Consider the following 12784-nt stretch of genomic DNA (forward strand, 5'->3'; position numbering starts at 1 on the left):
CCCACCCAGTAAGGAGATTGCCATGGCCGGCGCCACGGTGACCGTGACGGACGACAACTTCGAAGAGGTCGTCCTCAAGAGCGACAAGCCCGTTCTCGTGGACTTCTGGGCCACCTGGTGCGGCCCGTGCCGTCAGGTTGCCCCGTCCCTGGAGGCCATTGCCGCCGAGCACGACGAGATCGTCATCGCCAAGCTGAACACCGACGAGAACCCGGCGACCACCGCCAAGTACGGCGTCATGTCGATCCCGACCATGAACGTCTACCAGGGCGGCGAGGTCGTGAAGACCATCGTCGGCGCCAAGCCGAAGGCTGCCATCGAGAAGGACCTCGCGGACTTCCTCGCCTGAGGCATGCCCTCACGTTTCACGTGAAACAGGCCCGCTCCCTTCGTAGGGGCGGGCCTGTTTCACGTGAAACACACGACGATGTTTCACGTGAAACACACGACGATGTTTCACGTGAAACACCGCGGACGGTCCTGCTCAGAGCGGCCGGAGCGCGGGCTCCTTCTGAACAGCTCCGAGCAGACGGTCCAGCGCAAGTTCCACATCTTCCTTCCACGAGATCGTGGTCCGCAGTTCGAGCCGCAACCGCGGAAACCGTGGATGCTGGCGGACGGTCTTGAAGCCCACCGCCAGAAGATGATCGGCGGGCAGCACACACGCCGGCTCGGTCCAGCGGGCATCGCCGAACGCTTCGATGGCCTTGAAGCCACGCTGGATGAGGTCCTTGGCCACCGTCTGCACCATCACCCGGCCCAACCCCTGGCCCTGATAACCGGGAGTCAGCCACGCCGTCAGCAGCTGCACCGCATCCGGCGACACCGGGCTGGTGGGAAAGGCCGTCGACCGTGGGACATAGGCCGGCGGGGCGTACATGACGAAACCGGCCGGCACATCGTCGACATAGACAACGCGCCCGCAGGATCCCCACTCCAGCAAGACCGCTGAGATCCAGGCTTCCTTCTCCAGCTCTGGACGCCCCGCTTTTACCGCGGCTTCGCCGCTGACGGGGTCGAGCTCCCAGAAGACACAGGAGCGACAGCGCTTGGGGAGATCCGGAAGGTTGTCCAGCGTGAGCGGTACGAGCCGACGGCCCATGGAACCAGGTCCTCGCTTCCCTCGCCTGCCACACCGCGCAGCGCTGTCAGCGCCGCCTGCTCTCTGAGCAGACCACCAACGAACCCTCCGAGGGCTGCGAGCCCGAAGCCCACTGCCAGCAGTCCGGTGCGGCTCACTGATCGCATGGCCCTCTCCTCGATGTGAGGTTTCTCCATGTGGATGCGTGCCATACCCGATCGCATCGTATCCACCCTTTACGGGCGCTGGTACTGACAGAAAGCAAAAGGCGAGCCGTGTTCCGGTATCAGTTCCGGAACACGGCTCGCCCAGAAGCCGCAGACGTCAGCTCACTCTTCTTCGCCGCTCTCGTCAGCCGGCGTGTTTCCCAGTACCGAACCCTCCCCCGGAGCAAGCGTTCCCAAGATGCGCTCCAGGTCTTCCATCGAGGCGAACTCGACGACGATCTTTCCCTTCTTCTGGCCAAGATCGACCTTCACCCGGGTTTCGAAACGGTCGGACAGCCGAGAGGCGAGACCGGTGAGCGCAGGGGACACCCGAGCACCCGCCCGGGGCTTCTTCGCCTTGCCGGCGGTCTTGGGATTCGCCCCCATGAGCGTCACGATCTCCTCGACCGAACGGACCGACAGCCCCTCCGCCACGATCCGGCGCGCCAGGTTGTCCTGCTCCTCCGGGTCCTCCACCGACAGCAGGGCCCGGGCGTGCCCCGCGGAGAGCACCCCCGCCGCGAGCCGCTTCTGCACGGCCGGAGAGAGCTTCAACAGCCTCAGCGTGTTGGTGACCTGCGGACGCGAGCGCCCGATCCGATCAGCCAGCTCGTCATGAGTGCACTTGAAGTCCTGCAACAACTGGTCGTAGGCGGCGGCCTCTTCCAGCGGATTGAGCTGTGCCCGGTGCAGATTCTCCAGAAGCGCGTCGAGCAGCAGCCGCTCGTCTTCCGTGGCCCGCACAATCGCGGGGATCTTCTCCAGCCCGGCTTCGCGGCAGGCCCGCCAGCGCCGCTCACCCATGATGAGCTCATAGCGCTCCGGCGCAGTCTGGCGGACCACCACCGGCTGGAGCAGTCCCACCTCCTTGATGGAGGTGACCAGTTCGGCGAGCGCATCCTCGTCGAACACCTCCCGAGGCTGGCGCGGGTTCGGCCTGATCGCGTCCAACGGCACCTCGGCGAAGTGCGCGCCGGCCACCTCTGCGAAATTGCCGGTGTTCTCCGTCCCGGCCGGTGCTTCCGTTTCACGTGAAACACCGGGCGTCGGCAGCGAGGCCACCTTGGCGGCCGCCACTCCTCGGTCCGGATCCAGAACCGGTACGGACGACGGCGACGTCGTGCCCCTTCCCACCGCCGGCCCGTTCGAATCCGCGCTCTGCGGTGCCGCGGGGATCAGCGCACCGAGCCCGCGGCCCAGCCCTCTACGTCGTTCACTCACTGAGTCCCCTCCGAGATGCTGTGCTGTGCTTGGTAGTTCACACTCAGGCCCTGCTCCCCGGGCTGCGGAGCGCCCCGCAGCGCAATCTCTCGGGCCGCTTCGAGATACGAGAGCGCACCACTGGATCCCGGGTCATAGGTGAGCACCGTCTGCCCATAGCTGGGCGCCTCCGAGATACGGACCGAGCGGGGGATGCTCGTCCGAAGCACCTCGTTGCCGAAGTGGCTACGCACCTCATCGGCGACCTGCGAGGCCAGGCGGGTACGTCCGTCGTACATGGTGAGCAGGATCGTCGAGACGTGGAGCTTGGGGTTGAGGTGCCCTCGCACCAGCTCCACGTTCCGCAGCAACTGCCCCAGGCCCTCCAGCGCGTAGTACTCACACTGGATGGGGATCAGCACCTCGGCACCGGCGACCAGTGCGTTGACGGTCAGCAGACCGAGGGAGGGCGGACAGTCGATGAGGATGTAGTCCAGCGGCTGTTCGTACGCCTTGATGGCGCGGTCCAGCCGGCTTTCGCGTGCCACCAGCGAGACCAGCTCGATCTCGGCACCGGCCAGGTCGATGGTCGCGGGGGCGCAGAAGAGCCCCTCCACCTCCACCACCGGCTGCACGACGTCGGAGAGTGGCTTGCTCTCGACCAGCACGTCATAGATCGACGGCACTTCGGCGTGATGGTCGATCCCCAGGGCCGTCGAAGCATTTCCCTGCGGGTCCAGGTCGATCACCAGCACCCGGGCACCGTGCAGGGCCAGCGAAGCCGCAAGGTTCACGGTGGTGGTGGTCTTGCCGACCCCGCCCTTTTGATTGGCGACCACGATGACCCGGGTCTCGTCAGGGCGGGGCAGCCCCTCGCCTGCGCGGCCCATCGCTCCTACCGCCAGCTGCGCTGCGCGACCTACCGGTGTGTTGTCCGTCAGGGGCGGCGTTTCACGTGAAACGTCATCCCCGAACGACTCGTTGCGGGGACCGGGGACCGGATCGGTCATCGGTCCCGCGATGTTGGCGTCGGACCGCAAGGATTCACTCTCCTCGACATCAGGCTCACAATGGTGAGAGCCTGCCATGCTTTCGGTATCGCGAACCAGTGAGGTCCGTTCTCCTGTGGATGAACCCACCTCTGTGGATACTTCCGTGACCCGTGTGGGTTTCCGGTCGTGCGGCTCGGCAGCCGCACGACCACGGCCGATGATCCCTTGCAGCAGAGAACGACGTTTCACGTGAAACACGATGCCAGCGCCGCGTCCGATTAAGTCGCGACACTCCGTCTTGTGGCTTTTTGTAGCGCCTGCGGAATTCGCCCTATCCGCTCTTCAGCGGACGGTTCTCCTGTATCGGAGAAATCGGGCCGGATTCGTCGCGCGGCGCATTCTCAGCGCCGCCGCCCCCTCGACGCCCGGCTGGTCCGCGCCGCCTTGGCCCGCTTCGCAGCGAACCGCACCCCACCGGGGCTCTCGCCGACCTCCACGCGCACCACGGTCGACGGCGGATCCACCACGCCTTCGCCGACGTGCACGATCGACGTATCCACCACTCCGAGCTTGCTCAGCGCGGCCCGGGCCGCCTTGAGCTCCTCTTCCGCGGTGTCGCCCTTGAGCGCCAGCATCTCGCCGTAGGGACGCAGCAGCGGCACGCCCCAGCCGGCCAGTCGGTCGAGCGGCGCAACGGCCCGCGCGGTCACCACATGCACCTGCGGAAGCTTGCCCATGACTTCTTCCGCACGGCCCCGCACGACCGTGACGTGGTCCAGCCCGAGCAGCTCGACGACCTCCTGAAGGAAGTTCGTCCGGCGCAACAACGGCTCAAGAAGCGTGATCTTGAGATCCGGGCGCACCAGCGCCAGCGGAATGCCGGGCAGCCCGGCTCCCGAACCGACGTCGCACACCGAGACGCCCTCCGGAACCACCTCGGAGAGCACCGCACAGTTCAGCAGGTGGCGCTCCCACAGCCGGGGCACCTCCCGCGGGCCGATCAGCCCGCGCCGCACGCCCGCGTCAGCGAGCAGCTCGCCGTACCGTACGGCCTCCGGAAAGCGCTCGCCGAATACCTCCTGCGCCGCTTTCGGCGCGGGAGGGAGCTCCGCTGATGCCTCCGTCACGGGAACCGCCCTTCCTCTGGACTGCTTTTCCTGCCGAGAACCCGGCGTTACGACCGGGGATAACACAGAAGGCTGAGAAGTTTTGGCCCCGCCTGCGAGCAGACGGGGCCAAAGAAAGACTGAACGCGAAGCGTCAGGCCGGGAGGACCACCACGCGGCGCTGCGGCTCCTCGCCCTCGGACTCGCTCCGCAGCCCGGCCGCGGCCACCGCGTCGTGCACGACCTTGCGCTCGAACGGCGTCATGGGGTCCAGCTTCACCGGCTGACCGGTGCTCTTGGCTTCCTCCGCCGCGCTCGCGCCGACCTTGGCGAGCTCCTCGCGCTTCTGCGCCCGGAAGCCGGCGATGTCCAGCATCAGTCGGCTGCGGTCGCCGGTCTCGCGATGCACCGCGAGCCGCGTCAGCTCCTGCAGCGCCTCCAGCACCTCGCCGTCCCGGCCGACCAGCTTCTGCAGGTCACGGCTGTTCGTCTCACCGATGATCGACACCGAGGCGCGGTCCGCCTCGACATCCATGTCGATGTCACCGTCGAGGTCCGCGATGTCCAGCAGACCTTCGAGGTAGTCGGCCGCGATCTCGCCTTCCTGCTCCAGGCGGGTCAGGGTGTCGGCGCCCTTGGTGCCAGGGGTCGTGTCCGTCACGTAAGGACTCCTTCTTACTTCTTGGACGGGTGCTTGGGGCGCTGCTGGCCCTTGCGCTGCCCGGACTTGGTGTTACGGGATCCGGAGGCGGCGCCGCCCTTGGCCGACGCACCATCCTTCCCCTTGTCGTCCTGCGCGGTGCTCTCCTCCGACGCATCGTCGGCACCCGCCGACGAGGTCGCCCGCGTGCGGTTCCCCGCGGCACCGGCCGGTGCGGTGGCGCCGGTCTGACGCTTGGCCTTGGTCTGCCGCTTGGGCTGCTGGCGGTTCTGGCGCGCCTCCTCGGCCGCCTTCTTCGCCGCGATCTCGGCGGGGCTCTCGACCAGCTTGCCCTGGGCGCGCAGCCGCTCCTGGCGGTCGGTGAACGCCTTGCTGCCCGGGGTGGGGTTGCGGCGGATGACGTACATCTGCTGGCCCATGGTCCACACGTTGGTGGTCAGCCAGTAGACGAGGACACCGACGGGGAAGTTGATGCCGAAGACGGCGAACATGACCGGGAAGACGTACATCAGCATCTTCTGCTGCTGCATGAACGGCGTCTTCACCGTCAGGTCGACGTTCTTCGTCATCAGCTGGCGCTGGGTGTAGAACTGCGACGCCGACATCAGGATGATCATGATGACCGTGACCACGCGGACGTCGGTCACCGAAGCACCCAGGGCCTCGATCTTCGAGGGGGTGTCCATGAACTTCGCCGCGAGCGGCGCACCGAAGATGTGCGCCTTCTGCGCGCTCGCCAGCAGCGTCGGGTCGATGAAGCCGACGGTCTTGTTCTGCGCGATGTGGCTGAGGACCTGGTACAGGGAGATGAAGAAGGGAGACTGCGCCAGGATCGGGAGACAGCTCGAGAGCGGGTTGGTGCCCGACTCCTTGTAGAGCTTCATCATCTCTTCGGACTGGCGCTGCTTGTCGCTCTTGTAGCGCTCCTGGATCGCCTTCATCTTCGGCTGGAGCGCCTGCATGTTCCGCGTCGACTTGATCTGCTTCACGAAGAGCGGGATCAGGCAGATACGGATCAGCACCACCAGCGAGACGATGGACAGACCCCACGCAGCTCCACTGTTCGCATTGAAGATCAAACTGTAGAACGAGTGGAACTGGACGATGATCCAGGAAACTGCGTAATAAAGAGGACTGAGGATCGTGTCCACGAATCAGGCTCCTTGGGCGTTGGGCTGAGTCTCGGGCTGGGCGACAGGCTCAGGGACGGTGGGCCCGCCCAGACGGCTCCTCAGCCGCTGATGCCAAACCGGACGCTTCCGGGGAGGGACGTGGTCGACGCCACCGAGCGACCACGGGTTGCACCGCAGAATGCGCCAGGCGGTCAGCGCAGTCCCCTTGACCGCGCCGTGCCGGTCGATGGCTGTGTAGCCATAGTGCGAACACGACGGGTAGTACTTGCAGACCGGGCCCAACAGCGGGCTGATGGTCCACTGGTAGATCTTGATCAAAAGCAACAGCGGGTACTTCACTGTGCACTCCCTCCCGGGTCCCGTCCGGGCTTCCCGGGGCCAGCGGCGCGGCCGCCGTCGGTCACCGCCCCGGTGGGATTGCAGCCTTTCGGCGCCCCTCCCAGCAGCCGCTCCAAGGCGGCGTCCAGGTCGCGGGCCAGTTGGTCGTACTCCGCCGCGCCCGCGCCGGGCAGGGCCCGTACGACAACCAGGCTACCGGCGGGCAGCCGGTCCAGCCGGTCGCGCACGAGATGGCGGAGTCTCCGCTTGACCTTTGTGCGGACAACAGCACCGCCAACGGCCTTGCTCACGACGAAACCCGCACGCGCTGGGGGAACACTTCCCCCAGCTGCGTGCGGGTCCGTTGCGCCGCTACGACAATGCACGACGAGGAGCGGGCGCCCGGCCCTGCGTCCCCTGCGTACCGCGGTCGCGAAGTCCTCGCGCCGCCTCAGCCGATGTTCGGTAGGCAGCACGTCATGGACCTAGGTTCAGGCTGCTCAGGCCGACAGGCGGCCGCGACCCTTGCTGCGGCGCGACGCGAGGATCGCGCGGCCGGCACGGGTCCGCATGCGCAGACGGAAACCGTGGGTCTTCGCGCGGCGGCGGTTGTTCGGCTGGAAGGTGCGCTTGCTCACTCGGGGGCTCCAGGAAACTTGTTGTCTCAGAGAGACAGATTTGTGGGGCGTCGACTGGCTGTCACCGTGCGCCCACGAGTAGCTCGCCACGCCCGAGTGCACCGCTTCACGATCACGAGGGCGCGATCTTTGCCCATCGGAGGCAGGCGGCAGCAGCCATCGACAACTCGACCTGGTCACGGTACGCGGGGCTACGCCATTCGGTCAAACCAGCTCCCGAACGGTGCGGAGAGCCCCCGCCAGGACACACTATGCACAGCCTGTGGACAACAACTTGAATCCCCAGGCCCGCCCTGACTACCGTGGCTGAACTCCATTTCCTTCCCGCCCGTCCTGAGAATCACACATTCGTGGGACTGTGAGAGAGCGTGCCCTGTGGCTGATGTACCTGCCGATCTTGCCGCAGTGTGGCCACGTGTACTCGATCACCTCTTGCGGGCCGAGGCCGACGGCCTCAAGCCCAAGGACCAGGACTGGCTCAAGCGGACCCAGCCCCTGGCGCTGGTTGCGGACACCGCACTGCTCGCCGTCCCCAACGAGTTCGCCAAGGGCGTGCTCGAAGGCCGGCTGGCGCCGTTGATCGGGGAGGCGCTCAGCCACGAGTGCGGACGGCCGATCCGGATCGCGATCACCGTCGACGACTCCTCGGAGGAGCCCGCGCCCCAGCCGCCCGCGCCGCCCCAGCAGCACACCCCGCAGCACTCACAGCACTCGCAACACCCCCAGCACCCTCAGCACCAGCCGGCGCAGCACGACGCGTACGACGGCTACGACGGGCGGCACGACACGCGCCAGGGCTACGGGCACCAGGGCGACGACCTGCCCACCGTTCGCCCCGCGTACCCCGACTACCCACAGCCGCGGCACGAGCCCGGGGCGTGGCCGCAGCACTCCCGCTCCGACCTGGTCGGCCCGCGCGAGGAGTACGGCTGGCAGCAACAGCAACTCGGCGGCTACCCCGACCGGGAGACGTCCACGGAGCAGTGGCGCGAGCCCTATGGCTCCTCGCCGCCGCCCCACCTCCAGCAGCACCAGAACGACTATCGGGCGCAGGGGCCCGACCGCAGCGGGCCACGCCCCTCGGACGGCCCGCGTTCCCCGTACGAGCAGCAGCACCGCGAGCTCCCCGAGCTCCCGCCCCCCGGTCCCGGCGGCCGGCCGGGCGGTCCCGGGTCCCCGCCGCCTGCGCCCAGTGGCGCCCCCGGCCCGCTCGCCGCGCAGCCCGCGCCGGCGACCGGCCCCGGCGAACCGACCGCGCGGCTGAACCCGAAGTACCTCTTCGACACCTTCGTCATCGGCGCCTCCAACCGCTTCGCGCACGCCGCGGCGGTCGCGGTCGCCGAGGCGCCGGCCAAGGCGTACAACCCGCTCTTCATCTACGGGGAGTCGGGTCTGGGCAAGACCCACCTGCTGCACGCCATCGGGCACTACGCCCGCAGCCTCTATCCCGGCACCCGGGTGCGGTACGTGAGCTCGGAGGAATTCACCAACGAGTTCATCAACTCCATCCGGGACGGCAAGGCGGACGCGTTCCGCAAGCGCTACCGGGACATGGACATCCTGCTCGTCGACGACATCCAGTTCCTGGCGAGCAAGGAGTCGACCCAGGAGGAGTTCTTCCACACCTTCAACACCCTGCACAACGCCAACAAGCAGATCGTGCTCTCCAGTGACCGGCCGCCGAAGCAGCTGGTCACCCTGGAGGACCGGCTGCGCAACCGCTTCGAGTGGGGCCTGATCACGGACGTCCAGCCGCCTGAGCTGGAGACCCGGATCGCGATCCTCCGCAAGAAGGCGGTGCAGGAGCAGCTGAACGCGCCGCCGGAGGTGCTGGAGTTCATCGCGTCCCGGATCTCGCGCAACATCCGCGAGCTGGAGGGCGCGCTCATCCGGGTCACCGCGTTCGCTTCGCTCAACCGGCAGCCGGTGGACCTGGGGCTCACCGAGATCGTGCTGAAGGACCTGATCCCCGGCGGCGAGGACACCGCGCCGGAGATCACCGCGACCGCGATCATGGCCTCGACCGCCGACTACTTCGGGCTGACCGTGGACGACCTGTGCGGCTCCTCGCGCAGCCGGGTGCTGGTGACGGCCCGCCAGATCGCGATGTACCTGTGCCGGGAGCTCACCGACCTCTCGCTGCCGAAGATCGGCGCGCAGTTCGGCGGGCGCGATCACACGACCGTGATGCACGCCGACCGCAAGATCCGCGCGCTGATGGCCGAGCGGCGCTCCATCTACAACCAGGTCACCGAGCTGACCAACCGCATCAAGAACGGCTGACGGCGGCCCGCCGCCGGCCGCGACCGCCACCAGGGCGCCCCGGGATCCGCTCCCGGGGCGCCCTTCGTCGTACAGGTCCGGGAGGGCTCTCGGAATCGCTCCGCGGCGCGTCCGCCGGCCTGCGAGGGCCTGTCGTGGGCCGGCTTCCGGGGTTTCCGGGGCGGTTCGCCGGCCGGTCGCCGAGGGTTGAGCACCGTCCGCCGGCCTCTCAAACCTGTGGAGCGCGCCGGTTCTGTTCGATTCCCGGCGAGGTCACGGCCTCTCTCCACAGATTGGGCAAGAATCTTCCGTCCACAGCCTGGGGAGAGGAAAGTTATCCCTGTGAGATCCACAGGCCCGGGTGTTGACGGACCATCGGACAAGGTCAACCGCGTGTGGATTTGTGGCCAACCGTAATCCACAGGCTGTGGACAGAGGCTTCATCCACAGGGGTGGTGATGACTTGTCCACCGGCCACCCACAGGTTGGGGGCTGTTGTCCCCAGTGATCCCCAGCTTCTCCACACCGCTGTCCACTGTTCGGCAACGCAACACCACCACTCACCACGCCGAGTGAAAGCGGTCACACCAAGGTGGTGGGTTGGGCTGTGGGGAACGTGGGTAAAGCTGGGGATGGCACTGGGGAGAAGTGCCCCGGCCCTGTGCATGGGGTGTGCAGAACTTCGCGTGGTCCACAGCTGAGGCCGCTTATCCACGGCCGCCACCCACAGGCTCGGTGGACAAAAAGTCGGCGCTGACCTGCACAAAGGAAGTTGTCCACGGTTTCCACAGGGCCTACTACTACGACCACGGATATCAACCGGGGAATTCGCTTCGAATCGGGCCCTGTGCACAACTCGGCTCGGGAGCGCTTCGCTCCGGTCGAGTCGACTTGACCCCGAGCCGCACCGACTGTCGGCGGCGTGCGTCAGACTGGTCTCCGGCAACCCAGCCGACGACGAAGAGCCAGCAGGGCGAGAGCCAGCAACAGCAGGAGGCGGTTTCCGGTGAAGATCCGGGTGGAGCGCGATGTACTCGCGGAGGCAGTGGCCTGGGCGGCCAAGAGCCTCCCGGCCCGTCCGCCGGTGCCCGTCCTCGCGGGCCTGCTGCTGAAGGCGGATGACGGCGCACTGAGCCTCTCCGGCTTCGACTACGAGGTCTCCGCACGGGTCTCGGTGGAAGCCGATGTGGAGGAAGGGGGCACCGTCCTCGTCTCCGGCCGGCTGCTCGCCGACATCTGCCGGGCGCTCCCCAACCGCCCGGTGGAGATTTCCACCGACGGTGTACGAGTGACCGTGGTGTGCGGCTCCTCCCGCTTCACCCTCCACACCCTGCCTGTGGAGGAGTACCCGTCCCTGCCGGCGATGCCCACCGCCACCGGCACCGTCGCCGCGGAGGTCTTCGCGGCGGCCGCCGCCCAGGTGGCCATCGCCGCCGGCCGCGACGACACGCTGCCGGTGCTCACCGGTGTGCGGATCGAGATCGAGGGCGACACCGTCACCCTGGCCTCCACCGACCGCTACCGCTTCGCGGTCCGCGAGTTCCTGTGGAAGCCGGAGAGCCCGGACACCTCCGCGGTCGCCCTGGTGCCCGCCAAGACGCTGCTGGACACCGCCAAGTCGCTGAGCAGCGGCGACACCGTGACGCTGGCGCTGTCCGGCTCCGGCCAGGGCGAGGGCCTGATCGGTTTCGAGGGCGCCGGCCGGCGGACCACGACCCGTCTGCTCGAAGGTGACCTGCCGAAGTACCGGACGCTCTTCCCGACCGAGTTCAACTCCGTCGCCGTGATCGAGACCGCCCCCTTCGTCGAGGCCGTCAAGCGTGTGGCGCTGGTCGCCGAGCGGAACACCCCGGTGCGGCTGAGCTTCGAGCAGGGTGTGCTGATCCTGGAGGCCGGCTCCAGCGACGACGCACAGGCTGTGGAAAGGGTCGACGCCGACCTGGACGGCGACGACATCTCGATCGCCTTCAACCCGGGCTTCCTGCTGGAGGGCCTGTCGGCGATCGACTCCCCGGTGGCCCAGCTGTCGTTCACGACCTCGACCAAGCCCGCGCTGCTCAGTGGCCGGCCGGCCAAGGACGCCGAGGCCGACGACGCCTACAAGTACCTGATCATGCCGGTCCGCCTCTCGGGCTGACGCGGCGGACGGCTTTCGTACCGACCGGGCCCCGGCTCTCCGCCGGGGCCCTTGCGGCGACCGGCTGACAGGCCCTGATGAGCGGCTGAGCCCACAGCTGTGCACAGGGTCTCGGGCGTAGGCTCGGACTCGGGTACGAACAGCAACCACTATGTGCAAAGAGGGTCTCTGATGGAGCTCGGTCTCGTCGGTCTCGGCAAGATGGGCGGCAACATGCGCGAGCGCATTCGCCGCGCCGGCCACACCGTCATCGGATACGACCGCAACCCCGACCTGGCCGACGTGGGCAGCCTGAAGGAGCTTGTGGACAGGCTCCAGGGTCCGCGGGTGGTCTGGGTCATGGTTCCGGCCGGTGCGGCCACCCAGTCGACGATCGACGAGCTGGCCGAGCTGCTCTCGCCCGGTGACCTCGTCGTGGACGGCGGCAACTCCCGCTGGACCGAGGACGAGAAGCACGCCGAGGAACTGGCCGCCAAGGGCATCGGCTTCGTCGACTGCGGCGTCTCCGGTGGCGTCTGGGGCCTGGAGAACGGCTACGCCCTGATGTACGGCGGCGACAAGGAGCACGTCGCCAAGGTGCAGCCGGTCTTCGACGCCCTCAAGCCCGAGGGCGAGTTCGGCTCCGTGCACGCCGGCAAGGTGGGCGCGGGCCACTTCGCGAAGATGGTCCACAACGGCATCGAGTACGCGATGATGCAGGCGTACGCCGAGGGCTGGGAGCTGCTGGAGAAGGTCGACTCCGTGGAGAACGTCCGCGAGGTCTTCCGCTCCTGGCAGGAGGGCACGGTCATCCGCTCCTGGCTGCTGGACCTCGCGGTCAACGCCCTCGACGAGGACGAGCACCTGAACAAGCTGCGCGGTTACGCCGAGGACTCCGGCGAGGGCCGCTGGACGGTCGAGGCCGCGATCGACAACGCCGTGCCGCTGCCGGCGATCACGGCGTCGCTCTTCGCCCGTTTCTCGTCCCGCCAGGACGACTCCCCGCAGATGAAGATGATCGCCGCGCTCCGCAACCAGTTCGGCGGCCACGCGGTCGAGACCAAGAAGTAG

General features: G+C 67.7%; 12 protein-coding genes and 1 pseudogene. 4 read left to right on the top strand and 9 right to left on the bottom strand.

Translation table 11 applies throughout. From position 1 onward, the window contains the following. Positions 1-22: 22 nt before the first annotated feature. The gene (gene trxA, locus SNOUR_RS20280; RefSeq protein ID WP_067349208.1) at positions 23-349 is read left to right on the top strand and encodes a thioredoxin; all 327 of its coding nucleotides are present in this window, start codon (positions 23-25) and stop codon (positions 347-349) included. A gap of 135 nt (positions 350-484) precedes the next feature. Here trxA and SNOUR_RS20285 read toward each other — a convergent pair whose 3' ends face one another. The 9 genes and pseudogenes from SNOUR_RS20285 to rpmH all read right to left on the bottom strand — a co-directional run bounded on the left by SNOUR_RS20285 (position 485) and on the right by rpmH (position 7335). After that, on the bottom strand, positions 485-1102 hold the full coding sequence (locus SNOUR_RS20285) for a GNAT family N-acetyltransferase (protein WP_039634717.1): 618 nt from the start codon (positions 1100-1102) through the stop codon (positions 485-487). A 308-nt stretch (positions 1103-1410) separates the two neighbouring features. After that, a complete protein-coding gene (locus tag SNOUR_RS20290; protein WP_079142797.1) occupies positions 1411-2508 on the bottom strand; it encodes a ParB/RepB/Spo0J family partition protein in 1098 nt (365 codons plus the stop codon). Continuing rightward, positions 2505-3575 carry a ParA family protein gene (locus SNOUR_RS20295; protein WP_079142798.1) on the bottom strand — a complete coding sequence of 357 codons (1071 nt, stop codon included), beginning with the start codon at positions 3573-3575 and terminating at the stop codon, positions 2505-2507. Before SNOUR_RS20295 ends, SNOUR_RS20290 begins: the two co-directional genes overlap by 4 nt. Positions 3576-3880: 305 nt before the next feature. After that, complete coding sequence (rsmG, locus tag SNOUR_RS20300; protein ID WP_067349216.1) at positions 3881-4606, bottom strand: 16S rRNA (guanine(527)-N(7))-methyltransferase RsmG; 726 nt, start codon at positions 4604-4606, stop codon at positions 3881-3883. Positions 4607-4739: 133 nt separating this feature from the next. Next, positions 4740-5246: a Jag family protein gene (locus tag SNOUR_RS20305; protein ID WP_039634723.1), complete on the bottom strand. Its 507-nt coding sequence runs from the start codon at positions 5244-5246 to the stop codon at positions 4740-4742. A 14-nt stretch (positions 5247-5260) separates the two neighbouring features. Further along, a complete protein-coding gene (gene yidC / locus SNOUR_RS20310; RefSeq protein ID WP_067349219.1) occupies positions 5261-6397 on the bottom strand; it encodes a membrane protein insertase YidC in 1137 nt (378 codons plus the stop codon). Positions 6398-6400: 3 nt separating this feature from the next. Next, on the bottom strand, positions 6401-6718 hold the full coding sequence (gene yidD / locus SNOUR_RS20315) for a membrane protein insertion efficiency factor YidD (RefSeq protein WP_006604423.1): 318 nt from the start codon (positions 6716-6718) through the stop codon (positions 6401-6403). 86 nt (positions 6719-6804) lie between these two features. Beyond that, positions 6805-7173: pseudogene (rnpA, locus tag SNOUR_RS20320) on the bottom strand (ribonuclease P protein component); the annotation flags it as partial. A gap of 24 nt (positions 7174-7197) precedes the next feature. Beyond that, the gene (gene rpmH / locus SNOUR_RS20325) at positions 7198-7335 is read right to left on the bottom strand and encodes a 50S ribosomal protein L34 (RefSeq protein WP_009716483.1); all 138 of its coding nucleotides are present in this window, start codon (positions 7333-7335) and stop codon (positions 7198-7200) included. Between the two features lie 375 nt (positions 7336-7710). On the opposite strand from rpmH, the gene dnaA reads away from it, so the two are divergent. From dnaA to gnd, 3 genes are all read left to right on the top strand, one after another. Further along, positions 7711-9618 (top strand): chromosomal replication initiator protein DnaA, encoded by a 1908-nt coding sequence (dnaA, locus tag SNOUR_RS20330; RefSeq protein ID WP_079142799.1) that lies wholly within the window; start codon positions 7711-7713, stop codon positions 9616-9618. A 985-nt stretch (positions 9619-10603) separates the two neighbouring features. Next, positions 10604-11734, top strand: a complete 1131-nt coding sequence (dnaN, locus tag SNOUR_RS20335; RefSeq protein WP_067349225.1) for a DNA polymerase III subunit beta — start codon at positions 10604-10606, stop codon at positions 11732-11734. 171 nt (positions 11735-11905) lie between these two features. Further along, positions 11906-12784: a phosphogluconate dehydrogenase (NAD(+)-dependent, decarboxylating) gene (gene gnd, locus SNOUR_RS20340; RefSeq protein WP_067349227.1), complete on the top strand. Its 879-nt coding sequence runs from the start codon at positions 11906-11908 to the stop codon at positions 12782-12784.

The sequence above is a fragment of the Streptomyces noursei ATCC 11455 genome, from assembly GCF_001704275.1.
In the GTDB taxonomy this organism is placed as follows: domain Bacteria; phylum Actinomycetota; class Actinomycetes; order Streptomycetales; family Streptomycetaceae; genus Streptomyces; species Streptomyces noursei.